The organism is Psychrobacter pacificensis (assembly GCF_018336615.1).
In the GTDB taxonomy this organism is placed as follows: domain Bacteria; phylum Pseudomonadota; class Gammaproteobacteria; order Pseudomonadales; family Moraxellaceae; genus Psychrobacter; species Psychrobacter pacificensis.
Genome location: NZ_CP048752.1, coordinates 784,226 through 810,749, shown reverse-complemented (window position 1 = coordinate 810,749; position 26,524 = coordinate 784,226). Strand labels below are relative to the sequence as shown.

21 protein-coding genes and 1 tRNA gene are annotated in these 26,524 nt (G+C 43.3%); 8 read left to right on the top strand and 14 right to left on the bottom strand.

Annotated elements, in window-relative coordinates; all coding sequences use genetic code 11:
- Positions 1–43 precede the first annotated feature (43 nt).
- Positions 44–847, bottom strand: coding sequence for a DnaA regulatory inactivator Hda (gene hda, locus GYK50_RS03520; protein ID WP_186473918.1), 804 nt, complete (start codon positions 845–847; stop codon positions 44–46).
- Positions 848–1,163: 316 nt separating this feature from the next.
- Complete coding sequence (locus GYK50_RS03515; protein WP_093071322.1) at positions 1,164–2,270, bottom strand: AI-2E family transporter; 1,107 nt, start codon at positions 2,268–2,270, stop codon at positions 1,164–1,166.
- Positions 2,271–2,593: 323 nt separating this feature from the next.
- Between GYK50_RS03515 and purM the strand changes: the two genes are divergently transcribed.
- The gene (purM, locus tag GYK50_RS03510) at positions 2,594–3,643 is read left to right on the top strand and encodes a phosphoribosylformylglycinamidine cyclo-ligase (protein WP_186473916.1); all 1,050 of its coding nucleotides are present in this window, start codon (positions 2,594–2,596) and stop codon (positions 3,641–3,643) included.
- Complete coding sequence (gene purN / locus GYK50_RS03505; RefSeq protein ID WP_186473914.1) at positions 3,643–4,326, top strand: phosphoribosylglycinamide formyltransferase; 684 nt, start codon at positions 3,643–3,645, stop codon at positions 4,324–4,326. The genes purM and purN overlap by 1 nt, the downstream gene beginning before the upstream one ends.
- Before the next feature lie 271 nt (positions 4,327–4,597).
- On the opposite strand, the gene GYK50_RS03500 is transcribed toward purN, so the two are convergent.
- Both GYK50_RS03500 and GYK50_RS03495 read right to left on the bottom strand, forming a co-directional pair.
- Positions 4,598–5,977: an NAD-dependent succinate-semialdehyde dehydrogenase gene (locus GYK50_RS03500; protein ID WP_212564276.1), complete on the bottom strand. Its 1,380-nt coding sequence runs from the start codon at positions 5,975–5,977 to the stop codon at positions 4,598–4,600.
- Positions 5,978–6,363: 386 nt separating this feature from the next.
- On the bottom strand, positions 6,364–7,353 hold the full coding sequence (locus GYK50_RS03495) for a LysR family transcriptional regulator (protein ID WP_071002118.1): 990 nt from the start codon (positions 7,351–7,353) through the stop codon (positions 6,364–6,366).
- Between the two features lie 653 nt (positions 7,354–8,006).
- Here GYK50_RS03495 and GYK50_RS03490 point away from each other — a divergent pair.
- Together GYK50_RS03490 and GYK50_RS03485 are read left to right on the top strand one after the other, a co-directional pair.
- Complete coding sequence (locus tag GYK50_RS03490; protein WP_071002119.1) at positions 8,007–9,593, top strand: isocitrate lyase; 1,587 nt, start codon at positions 8,007–8,009, stop codon at positions 9,591–9,593.
- A gap of 154 nt (positions 9,594–9,747) precedes the next feature.
- Complete coding sequence (locus GYK50_RS03485) at positions 9,748–11,334, top strand: CYTH and CHAD domain-containing protein (RefSeq protein WP_093071326.1); 1,587 nt, start codon at positions 9,748–9,750, stop codon at positions 11,332–11,334.
- Positions 11,335–11,569: 235 nt separating this feature from the next.
- Here GYK50_RS03485 and GYK50_RS03480 read toward each other — a convergent pair whose 3' ends face one another.
- A complete protein-coding gene (locus tag GYK50_RS03480) occupies positions 11,570–12,085 on the bottom strand; it encodes a L,D-transpeptidase (protein WP_093071327.1) in 516 nt (171 codons plus the stop codon).
- A gap of 141 nt (positions 12,086–12,226) precedes the next feature.
- On the opposite strand from GYK50_RS03480, the gene GYK50_RS03475 reads away from it, so the two are divergent.
- Positions 12,227–13,504, top strand: a complete 1,278-nt coding sequence (locus GYK50_RS03475; RefSeq protein WP_093071328.1) for a hypothetical protein — start codon at positions 12,227–12,229, stop codon at positions 13,502–13,504.
- Positions 13,505–13,649: 145 nt separating this feature from the next.
- On the opposite strand, the gene GYK50_RS03470 is transcribed toward GYK50_RS03475, so the two are convergent.
- On the bottom strand, positions 13,650–14,888 hold the full coding sequence (locus GYK50_RS03470; RefSeq protein ID WP_093071329.1) for an argininosuccinate synthase: 1,239 nt from the start codon (positions 14,886–14,888) through the stop codon (positions 13,650–13,652).
- A 293-nt stretch (positions 14,889–15,181) separates the two neighbouring features.
- On the opposite strand from GYK50_RS03470, the gene pyrC reads away from it, so the two are divergent.
- The 3 genes from pyrC (at position 15,182) to GYK50_RS03455 (ending at position 17,803) form a co-directional block, all read left to right on the top strand.
- Positions 15,182–16,252 carry a dihydroorotase gene (pyrC, locus tag GYK50_RS03465; RefSeq protein ID WP_093071330.1) on the top strand — a complete coding sequence of 357 codons (1,071 nt, stop codon included), beginning with the start codon at positions 15,182–15,184 and terminating at the stop codon, positions 16,250–16,252.
- A 164-nt stretch (positions 16,253–16,416) separates the two neighbouring features.
- Entirely contained in the window at positions 16,417–17,196 is a 780-nt protein-coding gene (gene rnt, locus GYK50_RS03460; protein ID WP_223333204.1) for a ribonuclease T, read from the top strand.
- A gap of 531 nt (positions 17,197–17,727) precedes the next feature.
- Positions 17,728–17,803, top strand: a tRNA-Glu gene (locus GYK50_RS03455).
- 270 nt (positions 17,804–18,073) lie between these two features.
- Here GYK50_RS03455 and GYK50_RS03450 read toward each other — a convergent pair.
- The 8 genes from GYK50_RS03450 to kdsA all read right to left on the bottom strand — a co-directional run bounded on the left by GYK50_RS03450 (position 18,074) and on the right by kdsA (position 26,336).
- On the bottom strand, positions 18,074–18,682 hold the full coding sequence (locus tag GYK50_RS03450) for a BLUF domain-containing protein (RefSeq protein ID WP_093071331.1): 609 nt from the start codon (positions 18,680–18,682) through the stop codon (positions 18,074–18,076).
- 359 nt (positions 18,683–19,041) lie between these two features.
- A complete protein-coding gene (gene ispD, locus GYK50_RS03445; RefSeq protein WP_093071333.1) occupies positions 19,042–19,776 on the bottom strand; it encodes a 2-C-methyl-D-erythritol 4-phosphate cytidylyltransferase in 735 nt (244 codons plus the stop codon).
- Positions 19,777–19,906: 130 nt separating this feature from the next.
- A complete protein-coding gene (locus GYK50_RS03440; protein WP_093071244.1) occupies positions 19,907–20,215 on the bottom strand; it encodes a septum formation initiator family protein in 309 nt (102 codons plus the stop codon).
- Between the two features lie 161 nt (positions 20,216–20,376).
- On the bottom strand, positions 20,377–21,693 hold the full coding sequence (gene eno, locus GYK50_RS03435; protein ID WP_058024089.1) for a phosphopyruvate hydratase: 1,317 nt from the start codon (positions 21,691–21,693) through the stop codon (positions 20,377–20,379).
- 325 nt (positions 21,694–22,018) lie between these two features.
- Complete coding sequence (locus GYK50_RS03430) at positions 22,019–24,376, bottom strand: heavy metal translocating P-type ATPase (RefSeq protein ID WP_186473910.1); 2,358 nt, start codon at positions 24,374–24,376, stop codon at positions 22,019–22,021.
- A gap of 345 nt (positions 24,377–24,721) precedes the next feature.
- Complete coding sequence (locus GYK50_RS03425) at positions 24,722–24,946, bottom strand: heavy-metal-associated domain-containing protein (RefSeq protein ID WP_071002129.1); 225 nt, start codon at positions 24,944–24,946, stop codon at positions 24,722–24,724.
- Between the two features lie 232 nt (positions 24,947–25,178).
- A complete protein-coding gene (locus GYK50_RS03420; RefSeq protein WP_093071246.1) occupies positions 25,179–25,433 on the bottom strand; it encodes a heavy-metal-associated domain-containing protein in 255 nt (84 codons plus the stop codon).
- Positions 25,434–25,460: 27 nt separating this feature from the next.
- Positions 25,461–26,336 (bottom strand): 3-deoxy-8-phosphooctulonate synthase, encoded by an 876-nt coding sequence (gene kdsA, locus GYK50_RS03415; protein WP_093071247.1) that lies wholly within the window; start codon positions 26,334–26,336, stop codon positions 25,461–25,463.
- Between the last annotated feature and the right edge of the window lie 188 nt (positions 26,337–26,524).

Sequence of the window (26,524 nt, the reverse complement as noted above, 5' to 3'; positions counted from 1 at the left end):
GGGACAAAAATTTGTATCTTGACGGCTATTGATATTTTAACGGTTAAAAATCAAGTGGCATCGTATGTTGGTCTTGATCCGTCGTCACATTGTCTACTTGCGTCTCTTGAGCTATATCAGCCAGCTCTGCTGCAAGCGTTTGCTCATCAATGGTACGCAGCGCGTCACTGATCACCGCTTTTGATATATTACTGCGGCCAAGGTTAGAAAACATTGGCTGTATATAATTGAGCACTTCCATCATGGCACCGATACGATGTGGCCCTTCAGTCAATAAATGATTAATAATTCGATCATCAAACTGCCAGCCGCGCCGACGCAAAATGGACTGAAGCAGTGCTTGACGGTCTGCTAAGTCATGACCAGTAGGCACTTTAAAGGCTGGTGCTTGTGCTAGGCGCGTTAATAAATCTCTCAATTGAAACGGTAAGTCGCCAGCCGGCTTATTGGCTGCAAATAAAAGCTGGCGCTGACCTTCGCGGCTACGGTTGATCAGATGAAACAGCGCTTCTTGCCACTGACTACTTTGCTCAAGCACTTCTAAATCATCGATAGCAATCAGATCAAAGTTTTCTAAAGAAGATAATACATGGACGTCGGTATGGATCAATTCATTGAGTGACAAGCAAATAGCTGATTTTTCCATTTCAATAAATGACTCACAAATAGCGGAGAGCAAGTGAGACTTACCCGTCGCAGGGCTACCAAACAGGTATAACTGACCGATCAGGCCGACATGTAATTGCCGCACTGCATCAATAATAGACATCCAACCGGGACCGGCAAAGTCGCTGAGACTTGCATCATGCTTAATGTCCAGATTGAGACTTAGCTGTGCTTCTGCCATGAATCATCAACTCGTGTTGCGTAGTGCAATATAAAAGTGCAGTAGAAAAAGGAATAAATTGCTATTCAGTACTATCCATACTACCTGATAAAAATATGTGCAGTGGATATATAGCTTTTTTATGATGGATGAATTGCCCTAATTAGGCTAATCTTGATAAAAAATATAGCAACGGCTGATACGATCAACACTGCGACTATATATAACATATTTGCAAAATGACTGACAAGTCTTTTACCTACTAAGCCTGATCAACCATTTGCTTTTTTCTTCCCATTTGTACGCTATCCGCTCACTATATTCAATAATAAAATATTTACTTCTTCTCAAACAGTAGCAATTGCTTACGACCTTTATAAAAATCTGTCGTGCGATAATACGCATATAGGTGGCGGAACAATACATTCAAGACAGCAGAGACTGGTAGCGCAATTAACATACCCACAAAACCCAATAGACTGGCGCCTGCTAATACCGCAAAGATAACCCATAATGGTGATAAACCAATTTTATCACCTAATAGTAGCGGCTGCAGAATATAACCTTCTGCAGCTTGCCCGACCAAAAACGCCCCAACGACCAATAACAAATAGGTCCAATCCAACCCAAACTGAAACAAGCAAGCGATGATAGCGGCCACAAATCCAATGCCAAAACCCAAGTAAGGTACAAAGCTTGCAATACCCGCTACCATACCGATGATAAGTCCAAGCTCTAGACCAATAAGCTGCAGCTGTATTGCATAAATAGCACCCAGTAGCACCATCACCAGCAGCTGGCCTTTAATAAACGCCATTAAAGCTTGATCGCACTCTTTGGCGATGCCAATGACTTGTTTGCAGTATGCTCCTGGTATCGCCATCTTCCACGTCTGTAAACGCTGATCCCAATTGAACAAAAAATAAAACGTTAAAATTGGCACCAACACGATCAGTCCTGCACTGTTAATAAAGTTCATACTTGAAGTCAGTACTTGGCTCATCATGGTACTGGCATCAGCAAACTTATAATTCGTTTGCATATACTCAACCAGCGTCTCAGAAAAATCCTTCGACTCTAAGACAGGCAATTGAAAACGAGTATTACTGTTGAACCACTCTCGTACCACTTGATTATACCAGCTAGATATCTTAGGTAGATACTCCCAAGCGGCTTGCAGCTGATGCCACAATGTCGGTACCAACCACCAGAGCAACAGCGCCATCCCTACAGTAATGGTAGAGTACACAATAATAATTGCGATCCAACGTTTGAGATGTTTTGACAATCGCTTTACCAAAGGATTGAACAAGTAAGCCAGCATAAAAGCAAATATAAACGGCACAATGACTGGTATCATCAGGTAGAGAAGGAATAGCGCCACAACCAAAACGACAACGATAAATAAACGTCTGAAAAAAGGGTCGATTGGTTGGTTTATCATGATAAGTAATCCTATACGTGGGCTGATTTGAGATAGTGACAAAAATTGCGGTACTTGAGCCGTCAGGAGTCGTAAATTTAGTGTTTTATTATCGCAGAGTACAACAAAAAATCAGTCATTTTTTGTTTCTTAATCGCTTATTTGCCACTTAATGCAAAACTTAGCCAAATATCGGTAAGTTGCTTTGCGAGTGCGGTCAGTTTTTGGGTATAATGCGCGCACTATCTTTAAACTTTGCCTTTAAACTTTATCTCGCTGATTGTAGCGTGATTGACTCCCTTACTTTTTAATTCCAATTATCTATCCCCAACTGTGAGATGACTATGAGTGACAAGCCTTCTTTAAGCTACAAAGACGCCGGCGTTGATATCGATGCAGGTGATGCGTTAGTCCAACGTATCAAGTCCGTGGCAAAAGCCACTACCCGTCCTGAAGTAGTTGGCGGGCTTGGTGGTTTTGGCGCCCTCTGCCGTATCCCTACTGGCTACACTTCACCACTACTCGTCTCAGGTACCGACGGTGTCGGGACTAAACTTAAGCTGGCACTACAGCTTGATCGTCACGATACGATTGGTATTGATCTAGTCGCTATGTGCGTAAACGATCTACTCGTATGCGGGGCTCAGCCGTTATTCTTCTTGGACTATTACGCAACCGGCAAGCTTGATGTTGATGTAGCTGCGACTGTGGTCACTGGTATCGGCGATGGTTGTAAACTTGCCAACTGCGCGCTTATCGGCGGTGAAACTGCTGAAATGCCAGGTATGTATCAAGACGACGATTATGACCTCGCTGGATTCTGCGTGGGCGTGGTTGAAGAAAGCGAGGTCGTGACTGGCGACAATGTTGCAGAAGGCGATGTTCTGATTGCACTGGCTTCGAGTGGCGCGCACTCAAACGGCTACTCGCTCGTGCGTAAAGTCATCGAAGTTAGCGGTGTTGACGTGGCTACTAGCGATGAGCAACTAGATGGTCAACCTATTCAAGATGCCTTGATGGCCCCTACTCGTATCTATGTCAAAGCAATCAAGGCATTGCAGGATACCCTTGGCAGCTCAGCGCTTCATGCCATGTCACACATCACAGGTGGCGGTCTCACTGACAACTTGCCACGAGTGCTCCCTGATGACCTAGCGGCTAGCATCGATACCAGCAGCTGGCAGTTCTCAGAGTTATTCACTTGGTTACAGACCCAAGGCAATATTGAGCAAAGTGAGATGTACCGCACCTTTAACTGCGGCGTTGGTTTTGTCATCGTCGTTCCTAAAGACAAAGCTGAAGCAACGATCAAGACGTTGACTGACGCTGGTGAAAACGCTTGGCAACTTGGCGAAATGGTCAAACGTGAAGCCGATGCCGTGGTATACCGTTAATGTCATTTGATAAGACAAACCAACCTGTCAAACCATTACGCATTGCGGTTTTGGTATCAGGCAGTGGCAGTAATTTACAAGTTTTAATCAATGCAGTGCAGCAAAAAGCACTACCGATTGAGATTATCGGCGTTATTAGCAACCGTGAAGACGCCTATGCCATCACCCGCGCCAAAGACGCGGGCATCGAGGTCGCCGTACTCTCGCACGTAGAGAGCGGCAAGCGCATGGGCATCAAAACCTTTGAAAAGCACGCCACCGCACAGCTTGAAGTGTGGCAGCCTGACTTGGTCGTTTTGGCAGGCTTTATGCGGGTATTGAGTGCAGACTTTATTGATAACGCGCCTGCACCGATGATTAACCTGCACCCATCGCTACTTCCCGCTTATAAAGGGCTAGACACGCATACCCGTGTACTCTGCTCAGGTGAGCGTGAGCACGGCTGTAGTATCCATGTGGTCACCGCCGAGCTGGATGCAGGACAAGTGTTAAGCCAAGCGGTTTTGCCTATTCGTCATACCGACACGCCTGATAGTTTGCAAAAGCGCGTACAAGTGCTGGAGCATCACTTATTGCCGTGGACGATATTACAAATTGCTATTGGCGGCGTGTCATTAACGCCAAGTGAGCAAGCCTCTAGCATCTTGCCTGCCCTGCCCTTACGTCTATTGATTGACGCTTAGTTGTTTTAAGATATTAGGGCGTGTCCCTAATTCAAGTGTTTATGACTAAATGGGCTAAAAATGGCTAAATCTTTGGCAAACGGTGTCAAATAGCTGGTCAATATCTTGATATTACCTGCGTTATTTTCCTTGTTTGCCTGTGATTTATCTCATTTTTATCACCATTTTTAAAATAGGGACACGCCCTATTTTCAACCACACAAAAAAACCCAGCTATTAAGTAGCTGGGTTTTTCTTTTTAGTCTTTAACAGTTTTACGTGTTATTCACTATTATTTTCCAAATACGTGTACTGCTTTAATGTTGACAAACTCTTTGATACCAAAGCCGCCGTGCTCGCGACCATAGCCTGAGTTCTTCACACCACCAAATGGCAGTGCAGGATTGGCAAGACCGTAACCATTGATATAGACCATACCAGTATCGAATTGCTCACTGGCTAAACGAATGGCTTTTTCTTCATCTTTTGAGAAGATAGCGCCGCCTAGGCCGTAACGACTGTCATTTGCAATGCGCATGGCATCGTCGTCATCTTTGGCGCGAATCAATGACGCCACTGGGCCAAACAATTCGTCGTCGTAGGCAGGTTGACCTTTCTCGACATTTTCTAAGATAGTTGCTGGATAGAAACTGCCTTTACCTTCTGGTACTTTACCGCCAACAGCAATCGTTGCACCTTTTGCTACGCTTTGTTCTACTTGCTCATGCAACTGATCTCGCAAGTCTGCACGCGCTAATGGACCGATATCTGAGCTGTCATCCATTGGGTCGCCAGATTTTGTACCTTCAAATTTTTCTACGATACGCTTGCGGAATTCGTCATACACGCTATCGACCACGATAAAGCGTTTTGCTGCTACGCAAGTTTCACCGTTATTGACTAAACGGGCTTGGGTACAGGTCTCTACAGCGGTTTCTATATCGGCGTCTTCTAGTACGATAAAGGCGTCATTTGAACCGAGCTCTAGTACTGATCTTTTGATTGCTTTGGCCGCTTGTTGACCAACGATACGACCAGCAGTATCACTACCTGTGAGCGTTACGCCACGTACTTTGTCATTTTCAATCAATTTTTCTGATTGGTCATGATCAATCAAAATCGTACGGAACAAATCATTTGGCAGTTCAGACTCATGGAATATTTTTTCGATCAATAAGCCAGAACCTGTGACGTTTGCTGCATGTTTAAGCAGAACGCTGTTACCTGCCATCAAGTTAGCAATGGCATAACGGAATACTTGATACGCTGGGAAGTTCCAAGGTTGCATACCATAGATGACGCCGATTGGTTGATAAGTCACGATACCTTTTTTCATGCTTTCGATATCTCGCTCATCATCTGCAAGCGCAGCGACACCATTTTCAGCAGTGTAATCACAAATTGCTTTACAGAGATCTACTTCTTGCTGACTTTGACCATATAGCTTACCGCGCTCTTCGGTCATAAGCTTAGATAGCTCCTCCTTATACTCCATCAGTTTGTCACCGATGGTCTTGATGACACGTCCACGTTCTTCATGGCTCACAGTACGCCATTCTAAAAATGCATTATGTGACGCGTCGACAATCTTGTTAACTTCGTCATTGCTCATGTAATCATAATTTTTAATGTCTTCGCCCGTTGCTGGGTTAACAGTAGTAATATCTGACATGTAGATGTCCTTATTATTTGATTTTATATATTCAGTATTATTGTCACTTTTAATTGTTTGGTGTTACGTCTAATTGTTTGGTGTTACGTCGATAGGATAACTCAATAAATGAATCGATAAGTTTGTTTCTATCTGTGCTTATCATAACAAGGTATTTGGCGAAGAGTTTTACAATATATTGTGAAGTGTGTTGAATATGTTAACAGTGTAACCGTCTTATTAAGAATAGCTAAATATTGAACAAGACTACATAGCGATACTAAACAAGAAAACCAGCCTAGTGGCTGGTTTGGCTCGTTGAATATACCAAATATAGGTTAAACAATAATATTCAAAGTGAGTTGATTACTTACTATAAGATACTTACTACTTTATAAAAACTCTTATTAAAACAAGTGATTAATCACAGGTATTTCTTGTGGTGGATTTTCTTCCTCAGCCACTACTTGCCGTGCCACATGCATGATTAATTGACGCAACCAACGGTGAGCAGGATGGTGCTGTAGCAATGGTGACCATGCCATGGTCAGCTCAAACTCAGGAATAAAAAACGGCGGCTCTTCCATGATAATACTGTCGTTATTAGCCTGCATACGAGCCACACGGGTTGGCAATGTCGCTATCAAGTCTTTATTTGCGGCAAGCATGGCTGGCATCTGATAATGACGAGTGAAGACACTAATTTGGCGTTTTTGGCCCAAACGTTGCAATGCCTGATCAATAGATCCTAGGCCACCTGATTTTTCTGGATTAACCCCAAATCCCACGCCCATCCCTGTTTTAGATACCCAAACATGTTGCGCTTTAAGGTAGTTTTTCAGATTAAAGCGGTTGGCATAAGGACTTTCAGACGATAGCAAGCAACTAAACGTATCACGCCATACCAATACCTGATGAAAGCTCTGTGGTATCTCATTAAAACGATTAATCGCCAAATCAACACGCCCCTGCTCCATATCGCGATAAGAGACATCTGAGGGTGTCAAAAAATCCAAAATGACGTTGGGTGCTTCCGAACGTAGTGCCTTCACTAGCCTCGGTACCAAAGTCGCTTCGGCATAATCTGATGTCATGATTCGAAAAACACGAGAGGTACTATAAGGACGGAATTCGGTACGCGGCTCTAGTACTTGAGTCAAATCTGCAAGTATCTCACGGATGCGTGGCTGCAACTCAAGGGCGCGCTCAGTCGGTGTCATCCCTTCAGAGGAGCGCACCAGCAATGGATCATTAAATAACTTACGCAGACGGCGTAAGATATTGCTCATGGCAGGCTGGGTGATACCAAGCTGCTCAGCTGCGCGAGTGACGTTTTTTTCTCGTAGCAACACATCTAGATGGACTAATAAATTTAAATCAACCCGCTGCAAATTCATATGTATTTCTCTTAGCTTTTAAAAGATAAGCACCACGGCATGCTTGGTGTTATCAGTACTGAAATGGTGATTTTCGATCTAGGACCGCATAATTTTGCGAATTTTTATTGGTTTTACCGCAAAAGATACTCAGCATAACTCAATTTCATCACCATAAGATACTGTTATAACTACATTATAACCTATAAAAATACTAAAGATAAGTATCATAAATTAGATAAATCTTGGTAAGGCAGTTATAGTGAGTTCCATAAAGGATTTGCGGTACAGACCACAAACCTGAGTTTTACGAACGGGTTATCGTCCAGAAAACAACATAGTTAAATAGCATAGTAACGGTTTATCTCGACAGTGAAACACTACCAAGTGTCAGTATAATTGTAACATCTCTTGTTGCTAATTATGACAACGCTGTTTATTAAATGCTCAAACACCTTTGATAGACATGGACAAGCTGAATCAACACTATACATCAGTAATTATTTGTCAACTGCTGAGTTCAGCAATCTTCTTGTATTCATGCACAGGTTTGTTTAGGGTAAAGAAGACCTTTACGAGGTATTGATAGCATCACTACCAAATTTATTGATAACGCAAATTATTACTTTAACGCTCAATTTATTATTTTTTACACCCTACCAAGGAGACTATAGATGTCAACTGCATATAAATCAGCGATCGACCTAGTACGTGAATTAAAGCAAAAGCACGGCAACTGGCAGAACATTAGCGAGACTGATGCCGCACGTATGATGTCACAAAACCGCTTTAAAACGGGCTTGGATATCGCAAAGTATACTGCAAAAATCATGCGTCAAGACATGGAAGATTATGACAATGATACGTCTCAGTATACACAGTCTCTAGGTGCATGGCATGGTTTTGTGGCACAGCAAACCATGTATGCCAAGAAAAAATACTTCGGTACGACCTCTAAAACTTATATCTATCTTTCAGGTTGGATGGTAGCGGCGTTACGCTCTGAGTTTGGTCCATTACCTGACCAATCTATGCACGAAAAAACATCCGTACCTAAGCTAATCGAGGAAATCTACACGTTCTTGCGTCAAGCTGACGCTAAAGTATTGAACGACTACTTCCGTGAGCTAAATGCTGCTGAAGAAGCGGGTCAAGACACCTCAGCTATCCTAGAAAAAATCGAAAACTTTGATTCACATGTTGTGCCAATCATCGCTGATATCGATGCAGGTTTCGGTAACGAAGAAGCGACTTACCTATTGACTAAGCAAATGATCGAAGCTGGTGCTTGTGCTATTCAGATCGAAAACCAAGTATCTGATGTGAAGCAGTGTGGTCACCAAGCGGGTAAAGTGACTGTACCGCACGAAGACTTTATCGCCAAACTAAACGCCATCCGCTATGCATTCTTAGAGCTTGGTGTTGAAGACGGTGTTATCGTTGCTCGTACTGACTCTGAAGGCGCATCGTTGACGCAAAAAATCCCAGTATCAAACGAACCAGGTGATCTTGCTTCTAAGTACATCGATTTCCTTGAAGTTGAAGAGATTGAAATCGACGAAGCAAAAGAAAATGACATGCTGCTTAAACGTGATGGCAAATTGGTACGCCCAGTACGCCTAGCAAACGGTCTGTACCAATTCCGCGAAGACACCAACATCGACCGCGTTGTACTTGACTGTGTAACGGCTCTTGAAAACGGTGCTGACTTACTATGGATCGAAACACCGACTCCAGACGTAGCACATATCAAATCAATGGTTGACCGTATTAAAGAGCAACAGCCTAAAGCCAAGCTTGTATACAACAACAGCCCATCATTCAACTGGACGCTTAACTTCCGTAAGCAAGTCATCGCGAAATGGGAAGAAGAAGGTAAAGACATCTCTGCATACAATAAAGATGACTTGATGAGTGCTGACTACGACGGTACTGAACTTGATGCAGCAGCTGACGTTGCCGCTAAGAACTTCCAACGTGATGCGTCACGTGAAGCTGGTGTATTCCATCATCTAATCACGCTACCGACTTACCACACGACTGCTCTTAGCGTTCATGAACTTGCTAAAGGTTACTTCGGTGAAGAAGGCATGCTTGCTTATGCAGCTGGCGTACAACGTAAAGAAATCCGCGAAGGCATCTCTTGTGTTAAGCACCAAGCAATGGCTGGTTCTGACCTTGGCGATGACCACAAAGAAATCTTCTCAGGTGACAACGCACTAAAAGCTGGTGGTGGCAAAAACACGATGAACCAGTTCTAATAAACCCTAGACTAGCAGTACGTACTTAAAAAACCGCCCTATATCATGTAGGGCGGTTTTTTATTGCGGTTTAAATAATCAGAGAGTGGTAGACTAATAATTATCAAGCAAAACCGTCAATCAAAGCCATCAGTCAGAATTATTAGGAGCCAATATGCAAGAGATAGAGCTGAAGTTTTTAGTACCAGAGTCACGTCTAAAGGGTTTAATGCGGCAAGTAAAAGTTAAATCTTCCCAAGTGACGCAACTGGCTGCACATTACTACGATACTCCTGACCAGCAGCTTGCACAGGCAGGTATCGGTCTGCGTATTCGCAAAGAAGGCGATACTTGGGTACAAACCATCAAAGCTGGTGGCGATGGCATTGCCGCTCGTTTGGAGCACAACGCTGTGTTAGATGACAAGCAAGTGCAGGAAATGCTTCATAATAATGGGCTGATGCCTGATTTGACGATATATGCAGAAACTCCTGTCGCCTCTGCGCTGACTAATTTTAAACTCAAAAAGTTAGCACAAAACCTAACACGACTGTATGTCACCAACGTCGAGCGCACCACGCGCTTACTGATAGAAGATAGTAGTGACGAAACAAATAGTTGTATCGAGATGGCTTACGATCATGGAGAAGTTGTCCATGGTACTGATGACTCTCAGCGAAAAACCATTCAGGAGATAGAGTTCGAGTTGGTGTCAGGAGATTTAGATTTTTTGTTTACGACAGCCAAAACATGGTGCAAACGTTACAAGCTGTGTCTATCTACCGTGACCAAAGCTGAGAACGGTGGCTTGCTCATCAACGGACAGAACCACAGTCCAGCAGTTGGCGCTGACCTAAGCCAACTAGATTTGAACAAAGACAGTAGCATGCCCGCCTTTATACGAGCAGCCGTACATAACTGTCTATTACAGATACTGCCAAATAGCAGTGCTATCGTCGCTGGAAGCATTGATGACGAGCATGTTTTGCAGGTAAGCATTGGTCTTGAGCGCTTGCAGGCTGCGTTAACAGCATTTGATAGCTTTTCTGACGAGATCAATCCTGACTGGCTACCGATACTAAAGCAAACCTCGTCGTTGCTGGACAATTATTACCAACTCACTCATATCAATACCTATATCGAGCCTGAGCTACAGGCACTCGGAGCCCCTGCTGTTGATTGGACGACAGATATCGAGAACATAAAAATCACACCGATCAATACACTCCGAGCCAATGACTTTCAGCTCACCTTGCTAGAGCTGATTGCCTTTACCATGAGTGACCCTAGTATTGAGCCTCAAACGGATAAACTTGCTCTCGACAAGCTAGCAAAAATTCTATCGAAACAATATAACAAGTGCCTCAAAGCAGATAAAGAAACTGATGAAGTAAGCAGTACCGAGCTTGGGAGCGATGATGTAAATGTTGATATGGATATCTCTGAGGATAATCAAGACGAAGCGCTACTATGCGATCACTTAAAAGCGTTACGCTATATAAGTGAGTTCTCTGCGCCTTTGTTAAGTAAGAAAAAAGCCAAGAAGAAAACCAAGCGTTGGTTAAAGCGTCTGATAAAAGCGCACATAGCGCTAGAGCAACGCAATGATGACAATCAATATCAACAGTTCTATGCCCTAAAATCAGCGAAAGATACCAATGCTCTATATGGTGCAGGTTGGTTTGCTGCCATGCTCACCGATGACCCAATTTATATCGAAACGCGTTTGGCTAAATTTAAAGACAGCTCAACATTTTGGTAAAACGTATTACTCGGTAAAGATACCTCGATAAAGATACATTGCTTAGTAAAAAGGACAGCTTTTATCAATGAAGCTGTCCTTTTTTATAGATAAACCATTTTATTCTTCGCTTCGATCTTATCGTTCAATATTTATATTCACTACCACCCTTAGCCGTCATCGGATTTTTTGGCTCAAATACCGATAAGTAAATATGCTATAGAAATGTAGAAATAATAAGCACAATTAATCTTAGTTAATCTGCAACGATCATTACCGGCATACCCTCTTCGACTTGCTCAAATAATTCCACGATATCTGTATTACGCATACGTATACAGCCATGTGAAAGCGGTATACCCATCGGCTCAGTATCTGGTGTGCCGTGGATATAGATGTAGCGCTCATAAGTATCACAGCCGCCTTGACTGTTGCTACCTTTATTCGAGCCTTCTTCCAAACCGCTCAACCAAAGAATACGGCTCAGTATCCAATCACGCTTGGGATGTAACGTGCTAAGAGTGGCATCATACACCTCGCCAGTCGGCACACGGCCCACAAACACAGCATTCATAGGCTCACTGCCGCCTATTTTTTTTGCAATGATATGCTGACCAAGTGGCGTGCAACCACTATCTTGCTGACTACCGATGCCATTTTTTGCCGTAGAGACGGTATATTCAGTGACCTCAGCTTGCTGCTTATGCATTGTTAATGTCTGCTTAGCAATATTAATCACTAGATGTTTATTAAAAGTTTCATTATTCGTCATAAATGCTTCCCGCTATCAATCATCCATAAGATAACTGTTAAGGTAATTAGTAAAACTGATTCAAAATTTCTATTATCAAGGGATTGTGTCAATGCTTTTGGCACCGTAATATAGAGGCACACTTTTTGATGCTAGCAGATTATGACGACTATTTCACCGACACGTGTGTCGATGTATGATTTTTTATATCATGATACCAAGCCTATGCTGCCACTTTTGGCTGATGCCGCACAGCTCTCATTGCCACAAGCGAGGCTGGCAATGGATGCCAGTCTACAAGCTATTGTGAGCGCGCTTCTTGCCTATCAGCAGCAACATCAAGAACAAGCACTCAGTAAAAGACTATTTGGACGTGCTGCTGTCAAAGAGTTACGACAATATAACTCCATGAATTTTGCGACTCTTAAGGCGACGTTATATCACCGAAACGATGCAGCAGATGCCGTTTTTAATAACAGCGCCCGTGTGATAAAAATCAGTGATCATATTGCTGAAGATATTCAAGCAAAAACGCAGCAAGTTCAAATCTTACTCACCTCTTTATGCGTGATTGTCCTTCGAGAACTGGCCATCTTGACAGAATACAGTCAACTCGATAGTGACGAGATGAATAAATGGTTTGCCCTACAGCCACAGTTTTTGTCCGCAGCACGCTTTAACAATGTACAAACGCAAGCAGTGCCTACTCTTGAGTCAGAGCGTGCTAACAGCGAGCCGGCCACACTGACAGAGTCTGTAGAAAACAAAAAGTCTTTGGAAAATCATGCGCAGAGTGTAGAACTCAAACTATTACACGCTGAGCAGCTATCAAGCACCCCGCCACCTTTTGATAGCCACTGGTACGAGTTGACAGGGTTCGAGCCTAAAAACCATGAGCCTGTACAAGACATGCAATTGGCAACGGGTAATTACCTAAAAGCTATTGGACGCTCACCGGAGAACTTGCCGCAGGGTCGTCACAACGACATGCTAGTATTTGAAGAGATGCATGCTATTGCTTTGCCACATCAGCGCTGGTTATTACAGCTGGCGAAAATCTCTGATATCTATCTCAGCAGAAACCGGCTGCGCATTAACTCTGAACCTGCCAATCCACCAAAGCCGCCTTTAGTAAGCTTAGGATTGATCGGTGGCAATAATGACAACACGCCAGCGACAACGAGCGACAAGCCGATAGAATATGACGCTTCCACACCGCTTTGGAAAAACCCTGTCATTCTTATTATTATACTTGTCATCGGTGTACTGGGGGCGCTCGCTACGCTCAAATATCAATCGCAAAAGTCTGATGGCGTCGTGCTCGCCACCGAAGAAATATTAGCACAAGATATCACTGATGAGCGGCAGCAACAAGATGTCGCTATTGTGAGAGTGGACGATAAAGAGTCTGATACGGCAGAGACAGCACAAGCTCAATAAAGACATCTGCTTTTAATAAACTAATGTTCAAAACAGAGTCTTGATAGAAACGCATCAGCCATAAAAAAAGAGGCGCTATTTATATAGGCCTCTTTTTTATTGCTGTTGAGCTAAATAGTTAATTAACTATGTATAATCGAAACGCTTATTTAGACAAATCGCGACCACGGCTAGCTTCGATAGCCAAACGCAGACCATTTAGACGGATAAAACCTTCTGCGTCTTTTTGATCGTAAGCACCTGCATCATCTTCGAAAGTTGCAATTTTTTCGTCAAATAACGAATCATCTGACTTGCGACCGACGACGCTCACAGCACCTTTGTATAATTTTACACGTACCGTACCGTTGACGTATTCTTGTGATTTGTCAATCAATGCCTGTAGCATCATACGCTCAGGGCTGAACCAATAGCCATTGTAGATGGTTTTTGCATAGCGTGGCATGAGCTCATCTTTTAGGTGGGCAGCTTCACGATCAAGCGTTAGTGACTCGATACCGCGATGGGCTTTTAGCATAATTGTGCCAGCTGGCGTCTCGTAGCAACCACGTGACTTCATGCCAACATAACGGTTTTCAACGATATCTAAACGGCCGATACCATGTTTACCGCCGATTTCATTCAGCTTAATCATGACTTCATAAGGCTTTAGGGCTTCGCCATCGATAGCAACGATATCGCCTTTCTTGTATTCTAGTTCTAGATATTGCGCTTCATCAGGCGCGTCTTCTGGGCTGACAGACCAGCGCCACATGTCTTCTTCTGCTTCAGTGTACGGCTCTTCTAGAACACCACCTTCATAAGAGATATGTAACAAGTTGGCATCCATTGAATAAGGAGATTTTTTCTTATTGCCTGCATAATCAATAGCGATGTCATGCTCTTTGGCATATTGCATTAAGCTTTCACGGCTTGATAAATCCCACTCACGCCAAGGAGCAATCGTTACCACGTCTGGTGACAAAGCGACAGCACCTAGCTCAAAACGAACTTGGTCATTCCCTTTACCAGTTGCGCCATGACTGATGGCATCGGCATTGTGTTCTTTAGCAATCTCAACCAAACGCTTTGCGATTAGTGGACGAGCGATAGACGTACCGAGTAAATACTCACCTTCATAAATGGCATTGGCACGGAACATCGGGAATACGTAATCACGGGCAAACTCTTCACGCAAATCTTCGATATGGATGTGCTTGATACCCATTGCTTGAGCTTTGGCTCTTGCTGGCTCAACTTCTTCGCCTTGACCGATATCAGCGGTAAAGGTGATCACTTCCGCATCATAGGTTTCTTGCAGCCATTTAGCGATGATTGATGTATCAAGACCACCTGAGTATGCCAATACGATTTTATTAATATTTTTTGGATCAAGTTGAGCCATGAAAAACTCCTGTTATGAGAATTTAGTTTTAGTAAACGCGCTAAGATCAAATCGTAAGCAAGTTAAAAAGAAATTACCTGCTCAGTGTACATCATATTTACTATAGGCAAAAGTCTAACTGCCATAAGGCGTGTGCTTTTGGCTTAAATCTTAAAAAGGGTTAAATAGTACTCAATGAATTATGTACAGATATTTCGCCTTATATTTAGTCAACTGGGCAAATCTGTTATGATAGTCGCACAGTATTATCCTCTTTTTTTCCTTTATTTGACGATATAGAGCGCTTTGACACTATGACTGATTCGATTAGAGAATTAACCATCCTTCAGCCAGATGATTGGCATATTCACTTGCGCGACTATCAGGCTTTGAGCACCACTGTGCCGCACGCAGCAGGTAGCTTTAACCGTGTGATCTGTATGCCAAACCTGGTGCCGCCAGTCAAAAATGCACATGATGCGCAGGCCTATCGCGCGCGTATCATGGAAACTTTGGCAGCAAGCGATTTAAGTCTTGAGCGAAAATCAGCCTTTGATCCACGTATGACTCTGTACTTAACGGACAATACCACTGCTCAAGATATCGAATTGGCCGCACAGTCAGGCATCGTACAAGCGGTCAAACTTTATCCTGCTGGAGCGACCACCAACTCTGCCGATGGTGTGACCAATATCAATGCCTGTGTCGATGTATTTGAAGCACTAGAAAAGCACAATTTACCACTATTGATACATGGTGAAGTGACGCAAGACCATATAGATATCTTTGATCGCGAAAAACGCTTTTTAGATGAAGTGTTGGCGCAAATCATCGTCAAATTTCCAACATTAAAAATCGTGGTAGAGCATATAACGACCAGCGATGCAGCAGATTTTGTATTGGCTCAAGGCAACCATGTTGCTGCTACTATTACGCCGCAGCATTTAATGTTTAATCGCAACCATCTATTAGTTGGTGGTATCAAACCGCACTTTTATTGCTTACCTATCTTGAAGCGTGAAAGCCATCAAAAAGTCCTGTTGGATGTGGCCACGAGTGGTAATCCAAAATTCTTCTTGGGTACCGACTCTGCGCCACATGCTACCGACAAGAAAGAAGCCGCTTGCGGCTGTGCTGGTTGCTATAGTTCAGCAACTGCCCTGCCGTTATATGCCACTGCGTTTGATAGCGTTGGCAAAATAGATAAGCTAGAAGGATTTGCCAGTCGCTTTGGCGCGCAGTTCTACGGTCTACCTCTAAACGAGAGTACCATTACACTTGTCAACACGCCTATGCAAGTACCAAACGACTACCCTTACTTTGATGGTGCATCATTAACGCCGCTCATGGCAGGTGAAACGTTACCTTGGTCGCTTAAGATTTAGTAGCCACACAGCCTAGCACTAACAAAGCAACCTATTATTTTTTCTATAATGCCAATGATACCTTTGTACTAAACCTCATTAGTGCAAAGGCGTTATCGATGTTATGAAATAATGATGTGCAATTCCATATACCAGCACGACTGATAAAAGTGATTGAACTTGATATGACCAATCAAAATACAGCAACCTTGCCTGACGCAGATGTCTCAAATTCCACGGATGACGACCTGAACGTAATTCCAAGTGCTGCTACTGAAGACAAGGGCGACGATGAGCAAACACCCTTGAGTCTAAAAGACCGATTTCGTAAGTTTTTGCCTGTCGTCGTCGATGTCGAGACAGCGGGTTTTAACTCTCAGACTGATGCGCTATTAGAAATCGCCTGTATCCCTGTACTACTTGATGAACATGGCGTATTTTACCCAGGTGAGGCATTCAATGCGCATATTGAACCATTTGAAGGGGCAAATTTAGAGCCCAGTGCCCTTGCCTTTACTGGCATCGATCCTAACAACCCAATGCGCAAAGCCATTGCTGAAGATGAAAAAACGGCCCTTCGCCGTATCTTCAAAGGCTTAAAAGAAGTACGCCGCGAAGAAGAGTGCCGTCAATGTGTTCTGATTGGACACAACGCGCATTTCGATTTGGCATTTCTAAATGCAGCTGTGCTACGTACCAATAGTAAAAATCACAATCCTTTTCACAATTTTTCAGTGTTTGATACCGTGACTTTGTCTGCACTGGCATTTGGACAAACTGTACTAGCACGGGCATGTAAGGCAGCAGGACTCGAGTTTGATGGTAAAAATGCTCACTCAGCACTGTATGACACTCAAAAGACAGCCGAGCTGTTCTGTCACATACTCAATAATTATCCTATGCTCGCTAATGCGATGCACAATGAAGAAGCTACAGAAGCATCAGCTGATAACGATAGTGAATAAGTCACATATCATATATTGCCAATCATAAATAATAGTGCTATTTGTAATATTTGATGACTTTGACATCTTGATTTGATAATCAATAGGGATATGATTGATATCACGATAAGCAGATGGAATTATTTTGTATAATAATAAATGTCATATTTTTGGACGGCTAATATGACTACTTAAGATGAATGTCGCGCTTAAGCGATGCAGTTATATCCTATAGATAGTTCAAGTTGCTCACTCTGCCTTGTTAGCGAATACTATCGAGGCCTAATAGGAGGGACTTTATTATGGATCCACAACTTAAGTTATGGGGAACCATCCTAGGCTATATGTTGCTCGCTTTAACTATTAGTGTTTGTACTTCCCTATGGATTCGGTATCATTTAAAGCGCAATGATCTCCATCCTCGCCGTGCAATTAAAAAAAGATATTTAATTTTAAAAAGACGTAGAAAAAGGCTTGACAGGAAACGCAGACGCTACTAAAATACGCACCACTTCAGCATAAATGGTGAAAACAGTTGAAGTGTTGTTACTAGTCCCCATCGTCTAGAGGCCTAGGACACCGCCCTTTCACGGCGGTAACGGGGGTTCGAATCCCCCTGGGGACGCCACTATTTGGCGTCACTTGTTAGCACTCAATAAGACTAACAATGGTACCACCGAAACCCCCACTCATAATATGTTATGAGTGGGGGTTTTTATGTCTGCTCTTAATATCCAAGCTAGTTGTTTAAATAGAAAAAGCCAGCATTGATTCAATGCTGGCTTTTTCTTGTTTGTCTGCTCAACTAGATATAATTAGTATTTAGCTCGATGAGCAATCGTATGAACATACTTAAAATCATAAGAGAATTAACGCCTATAACTATATTATTTATTGATTACAGCATTAGCCATAGCAATGTGGCAGCTATCATCAAGCCGAGTACCGTCTGAATTAAAAAGAATGCTTGGTGTTGACCAACGACCTTACTCAACGTCACGCCTAGCGTACTGTATTTGACAGGAGGCGTATCAACGTTACCTGTTCTCGTTTGCTCTTCATAGTAGCCCTGCAATATGTCTAAGAACTTCTGCCACTCATTAGAATCCCACTCATACGGCTTAAATGGCATTAACTTTTTAAGCTCAGGCTCTTTAGTCATCCAACGCTCAAGGGTAATTGAACGTAATGACCAACTGGCAAAACGACGTTTGGTAATCTCAGAAAAATCTAAAACCTTCAATTCTTTATGTCGATCATCTATCAACAAACGATTTTTTAGGTTGGTTAGTGCCTGCTCTGAGCCTTCGACACACTGCAAAAAGTAGCCATTGCCATAGCAAAGAATACCCGTGATATTATCTATTTGATTGCGTTCGACCGAGGTCTCTGAGATATCATTAAGCGTGCTAGGACTTGAAAGACCAGTAGAGGTAATCCGGCTTATATATACAAGCTGGCAGAGATCTGTCGTTACTGGATTTGTTGAATCGTTGATTGTTGACAATCAGCTTCTCCCTATTATCAGGTAAATGTCGCTAAAACAATCATGCTAACTTCAGAAAATATAGAGACAACATAACTAAGCGTAATGAATCGATCTGATATATTATTGATTTTATAAGTTTTTTTATATTAATTGTATTAAGTTAGTTACATCATAGGTTAGATTGGTCATCAAAGCAACCTTTTATTAATTGATAGTCTTGCTTATATACAAAAAACATGTTTTAAATATATATTATATATTAAATTAATATATTTTAACTTTTATTGAATCTAAAACTTGCCGTGAAATTGATGCGATATTGACAGTCATTACCTTGAGCTATCTGATATAAATACGAAGCAAATCTATAGATTTGATTAATGTGAGAATTGGATATCAAGAATTGCTGCCAGTAATATGGCATCATCAGGATACGTAAGCTTGATGTTTTGTCGACTACCCGGCACCAAACGTATAGGTAGCGCTAAGTGCTCAAAAGCACTGGCTTCGTCTGTGATGCTAAGCTGATGTTCAGACACATAGCGTAGGACGCGTTTTAGCTGACCTAAACGAAAAACTTGCGGGGTTTGGGCTTGCCATATGTTGCTACGGTCAATAGTGCATTTCGCATAAGGAATGAGTCTATCTTTCTCAGTAGGTGTGATTTTCTGATGGGAGGTCTTCAACGTATCGGCCACCGGTGTCGCTAAAATAGCACCATAAGGCTCCCTCATCGCCGCTTTAATAACTCGATCGACATCTACACTCGGTACAGCGGGACGTGCCGCATCATGAATGAGTACTAAATCCGAATCATCGGCGCCTGACTCACTGATGGCCTCTACCCCTGCCTGCACTGATTGCCAACGCTCGGCCCCACCAACTGCGTAATATATAGGAAGCTCAAACTCTAGCTCCTGCGCTGTGCTGTCGTCTGCTGCTACGACCAATAGGCATTTATTAATATAATCGCTATGACCAAGCCTAGCCACGCTGTGCTGCAACAACGTCTGCTCTTGTAGCATTGTGTACTGTTTGGCAATGGATGCACCAAAACGGCTGCCGCGACCAGCTGCGACAATCATGGCATGTATATTAGGAGTTTTATTCATAGTGTGATACCGATGGTTGAACCCATGACGATATATTTAAAGAGAGATAGTGAAAATGATAAGAATGACGGATGGCTTTATAATAAATGATAATGCTTGATATCACATCATACAGATCGATAGCTATAGCTTAATAGCTACTATGCGTCGTTGGTGCAGTTGATACTTGGACAAAAGTTTCATTTGGTTTGATTAAGCCCAAATCTAAGCGAGCGTGCTCTTCTACCGCCTCAAGTCCAGTTTTTAGATCTTGCACATCGGTACGTAATAGATTGTTTGCTGCCACTTGGTTATCATTTAAGCGTTGTTGCTCTTCAATTTGAGCCGTCAACTTGCTATGTTCAAAATGGCCATTTTCCCCCAGCCAATACTGATATTGCAATCCCAAAAGCACTGCAACGGCTAGAGCAAGTAGTATAAATTGGCTAAAATATTTCATAAGATGACAACGCCAAACAACATAGAAAGAATGATATAAGAGTTTTAAGATAATTAGGCGATACACAAATGATTATATATCGCCTAGATTCAATGATAAGTTCGGCTTTTGAGCTTAGACTTTTTGACGCATATTACACGTTAAAAAGCCAAGTCAGTCTGTTAACCACGTAGACCGATAAACTCTTCACGGCCACGGTAGCTTGCACGTACTTGCTGCTCGATACGTAGCAATTGGTTGTACTTAGCAACACGGTCTGAGCGGCATAGTGAGCCTGTTTTGATCTGACCGGCAGCGGTACCAACTGCTAAATCCGCAATGGTGCTGTCCTCAGTCTCACCTGAACGATGTGAGATAATCGTGGCATAGCCATTTTTCTTCGCCATATAAATCGCATCTAGCGTCTCTGACAATGTACCGATTTGGTTGAACTTAATCAAAATGGCATTGGCAATATGCTTATCAATGCCTTCTTGCAAGATTGTAGGATTGGTCACAAATAGATCATCACCGACCAACTGGACTTTATCACCAATCTGCTCGGTCAGATACTTCCAACCATCCCAATCTGACTCATCAAGACCGTCTTCGATAGAGATAATAGGATACTGACGCGTGAGCCCAACGAGATAGTCTGAGAACCCTTGGCTATCAAAGGCCTTATTACCTTCGCCTGCCAAGACGTATTGACCGTTCTTGTAAAATTCACTAGCCGCACAGTCTAGCGCAAGATGAATGTCTTCACCCGCTTTGTAGCCGACTTGTTCGATCGCCTGCATAATAACCGTGATGGCTTCTTCGTTGCTACGTAGATTTGGTGCAAAACCACCTTCATCACCAACAGCGGTATTTAAGCCTTGTGATTTCAATACAGACTTTAAGCTGTGGAAAATCTCTGTACCAGCACGCAGCGCTTCTGAAAAGCTGGTAAAGCCAACTGGCTCAATCATAAACTCTTGAATATCAACGGTATTGTCCGCGTGCTCGCCACCATTTAGGATGTTCATCATTGGCACAGGCATGGTCAATGACGTCTGATTACGCAAGTTAGCAATATACTGATGCAATGGCAGATTCTGTGACTTGGCAGCCGCTTTGGCCGTCGCAAGTGACACCGCTAGCATGGCATTCGCACCAAGGCTCTCTTTGTTTTCTGTGCCGTCTAGCGCAATCATGGCATCATCAATACCCTGCTGTTCAGTCACATCTTTATCAATCAAAGCACTGCGAATCTGACTGTTGACGTTGGAAACGGCTTTTTTAACGCCTTTACCCATATAGCGAGATTTGTCGCCATCACGTAACTCAAGCGCTTCACGTGAGCCTGTGGATGCGCCACTTGGCGCCGCAGCACGGCCGACAGTGCCATCAGCTAAGATCACATCAGCTTCGATAGTTGGGTTGCCGCGCGAGTCTAAAATTTCACGAGCGCGAATGTCTTTAATTGCGGTGACGTTGTTGGTTTCTTCAGCGTACATAATGTCTGTTAATTCCTTTGGTCATGCCAAGTTTGTGAGATAAATAACGGCAGCTAGCATACAAAAAAGATAAAGAAAAATATCATATAGCCAATATACCTAGAATCCCTTCAAGCCTTTCTGCCATATGGCTGTATTTGCATATGAAGGAAGGCTTATTGAACAGATTAACGGTTGGCTATCGTGCTTGGCATCATAGCATATATTTTACCAAACTTCCCTTATCTTACACTGACTTGCGGTCATAAATATCATCATAGATAGGTATATCTCAAATACTCGTTTGGTCTACGTTGATGAAATATCAGTGCTAATACAGCAATTATTATTTCGCTAAACGCGTTTCATTGGTGTGCGGGTCAGATACCGTATTCTCAAGCGCAACCTCTGTCTTAAATCGTGTCAAGCGTAATGCATTCATCAAAACTGAGATGGAGCTGAGTGCCATCGCTGCTGCTGCAATCATCGGATTTAAGAAGCCCAAAGCGGCAAGCGGGATACCAAGGCAGTTATAAATGAAAGCAAAAAACAGATTTTGTTTAATATTGCGTAGCGTTGCTTGGGCAATCTTCTGCGCCGCATCAATATGCATGAGCGACTCGCCCATTAGACGGGCAGAAGCGCTGTGCTGCGCGACATCTGTTCCCTCAAACATTGCAAAGCTGGCATCGGCAGTGGCCATCGCTGGCGCATCATTGACCCCGTCTCCTGCCATCGCCACCTTATGACCAGCAGTTTGCAGCCGTGCAATTTGACTGGCCTTATCGCGTGGACTCATTTTGCCGTAAGCTTTTTCAATACCCAGCTGCCCTGCCACATGATCGACGACCGACTGCTTATCACCACTCATCAAGATCACATTAATACCCGCATTTTGTAGCGCAGTGATTGCTTGCGGGGTATCCGCTTTCAAGTCATCTGCTAAGGCAAATGCGCCTAGTGGCTCATCATTGATACTAATGGCAACGGTACTGGCAATTTGCCATACTTTTGGCATCAGCTTAGGTAACGTCATATTAGCAAATTCAGCCGTCCCGACGTTTACTCGTCCAAGTCCTTCGATGTTTGCCTGTATACCAGATCCTTTTATCACACTGATATCAGTCACATCGAACAAAGACAGCTGACGCTCTTTAGCCGCGTTGGTCAAAGCAGTTGCCAATGGATGACTGGCATGTGCTTCGACACTGGCGGCGATCTGCAAGACATCATTAACAGCGATCGACTTATCCATCATGACATGATCGACGATAGTGGGTCTGCCAATGGTCAGCGTGCCTGTCTTATCGAGCACCACCGTGTCAATATTCCCTGCCGCCTCGAGACTTTGCGCGTCTTTGAACCACACGCCATGACGCGCCGCAACCCCCATACCCGCCATGATAGCTGCTGGTGTGGCCAAACCAAGGGCACAAGGGCATGCAATGACCAATACTGATACGGCGTGCATCAAGGCAGTATCGACCATACCAGTCAGCCACCATGTTAGGCCAAAAGTAACCAACGCAATAGTGACCACGATTGGCACAAACACAGCAGTCACTCTATCCGCCAATCTTGCCAAGTTAGCTTTTGAGCCTTGCGCATCACTCAATGCTTGTACCATATCGCCCAGCTTGGTGTCACTACCCTTGGCACTGACGCGATAGAGCAAACTACCATTCTCCACCAAAGCACCTGCCAGTAATCCATCGCCCACTTCTTTTTTAAGGGCAATTGACTCACCTGTTAAGTGACTCTCCACGCACCAGCCGCTACCATCTGTGACGATGCCATCGGTCGCGATACGGCTACCTTGCTTGGCACGTAGGATGTCACCTACTTGTACATCAGACAGTGCAATAGAGTGAAAATCACCATTTGGCTGCTGCTGCTCGACTTCATCAGGCGTTAATGACAATAATAAATCAATGCTGTTGAGGCTATGCTTCTTGGTACGTTCCTCTAAGTATTTACCAGTCCGCACAAACGCAATGACCATCACCCCTGCTTCAAAATATACGGCTGGGCTATTACTAGCACCGTGTCCGCCCATGTGTCCACTTTGCAAGAGGCTCCCCAAAGTGCCATCGCCATGAGTAAGCCACAGATAAGCCGAATATGCCCATATCGTCACGGTACCAATCACCACCAGTACATCCATATTGGCAAGACCGCCTTTGATGGATGCCCATGCGCTCTTATAGAATGGTAACGCAAAGCCAAACTGTACAATCGTCGCTAAAATAAACTGAATCCAAATGGGCGGCATCCACGCCATCCCAGCACCCACCAACATGCCTGCCATACCCACCAAAAATGGCACCAAACACAACCATAAACCAATCAATCGCCATGGATATTGGGTGGCTGTGTCTTCATCTGTTTTTGCAAATAAACTGTCGCTGGCCTGTAGATTGGCAACAAAACCCGTCTTGTTTACCCATTCTGTGACCTGTTCTGGCGTCGTTTGCGTCGGATCATAATCTACATTTGCCGTCTCACCAGCAAAATTCACACTCACTTCATACACCGAAGGCTTTTTATTCAGCACCTTTTCGATTCGTGAAGCACAGGCCTGACACGTCATGCCATCAATCGCCAATTGCAGATGCGCACGTTGCGGTGCAAGTGGCGTATTTGATTGAATGTCAGTCTCGACATCGTAGGATCCATCACTAGTGGTACGGGTAGTATCATTCATAAAAATAACTCTTTATAGCGTCTATATACTCATAGAAGCCATAATAAAATATCAGTGGATTGACAAAAAAATCAAATGAAACAAGTAAAACACGATAACAATCAGTATGAATACGCTGTTTAGGCTACCCAGTTATTATAGACAGACATATTGCAATATATTCAGGTAGCACCTATTAGATGGTCACAACCATCATCTATTCAAGTAAGCCTCAATCATTTAGTAAATAGCAGCAAACTAGGACAGCCATGGACGTAATCTATAGTCAGAATTTTTAACCATTAAAAAACCAGCTAACATGCCAGTAATAACATGGTAGCTGGTTTTGTAGATAGATGACGACATTTATGAATTAGCGACAGTCGCCTCAAATCCAGCCTCATCAATGGCCGAAGCAATCGCTTCTGCACTGGTTTTGCTATCATCAAAGGTGACCGTCGCTAGATTGTCAGCTAGATCAACGGTGATCGTATCTAAACCGTCGATGTCGGCAGTAGCAGTATGTACACTTGCCACACAGCCGCTGCAAGTCATGCCATCAATTTGAATAATACGTGTTTGGCTTGCCATGGTTAGCTCCTTATTTTTATTAGTGAAAAGTAGCCTTGATAGCTGTTCTTCAATATTTACTTCTCAAAACCTATCAAAGTACCACTAAACAAGCATAAGCCCTATCATCAGCGACAGCAAGACACTTTGGTTGTTACTTTATTAACGAGATGCTATTAACAAGACAGGAACTTCTTAATAAAAACCTGAACGCTACTCATTGCTTATGTAGCATTCAGATCGTCCATATATCTTAGTCTCTATGATGCGGATTTTGCGGCGCATCGATAGGAAATGGCTGAGTCACATAATCAACCATACTAATCGCCGCCGTCAAAGCATGAATACTCGTATCCGTATCATCATAACTGACCGTTGCAACATCATGCACAGGATCTAGATCGATAGCAGTCACGCCTGAGATATTCTTAAGAGCGGTCATTACACTATCTAGACCATCTTCATCGTCGATATTTTCTATACTGACTTGTGCGGTTTGAATCGCCATTGCATCACCCTCTTATCATTTATAATATCAATGAGTATCTAATGTCTCAAAGCCTTTGACCAAATCATCAATTTGCTTAAGCTGACGCAAAAACGGCTCTAGCTGGCTCATGCGCAGCGCACATGGCCCATCACATTTCGCCGTTTCTGGATTTGGGTGCGCCTCTAAGAAAAGCCCTGCCAATCCTGTCGCCATACCAGCACGTGCCAGTGTCGTAATCTGCTCACGGCGCCCACCTGCACTGTCACTACGCGCGCCTGGCTGCTGCAAGCTATGTGTCACGTCAAAGAATACGGGGATATCCATCTGCTTCATGGTATCAAATCCGAGCATATCAACGACTAAGTTGTTATAACCAAAGGCGCTGCCACGCTCACAAAGTATCAGCTTATCATTACCGCCTTCTAGACACTTATTGACAATATGTCGCATCTCATGCGGCGCCAAAAACTGTGCCTTTTTGATATTAATAATCGCGTTTGTCTTTGCCATCGCATGAACCAAGTCCGTCTGACGTGACAAAAAAGCTGGCAACTGGATAATATCAGCAACTTCAGCGACTGGTGCTGCTTGATGAGGTTCATGTACATCAGTGATAATCGGTACTTGGAATTTTTCTTTGATTTGCCCGAGCCAATCGATACCTTGCGCGAGTCCCGGCCCTCGGTATGAATGCAGGCTTGAGCGGTTGGCTTTATCAAAACTCGCTTTAAACACATAGCCGATACCCAAGCGCTCACATATCTCAACGTATTGCTCAGCAATCTCAAACGCCAACTCTTTAGATTCTAAGACGTTCATCCCACCAAATAATACAAAGGGTTGATCATTACCAATGTTGATCGTCTTATTATTAGGCGTGTTAAGTGCAATGTGTGATTGCGCCGTTAATAGGTTTTCCATTTAGCCACTACCTCTTATTTTGTTATTAATATCTCCATCCCATATTGTAACCGATAGCCTGATTAAAAAAAGTATGCAAGCGTAATTAGAGATTATTAATGAGGATATTGACTCGTTAATAACAACAAACAACCTGAGTTGAGCAAAAAAAAGACCAATCCGAAGATCAGTCTTTTTTATAATAAATA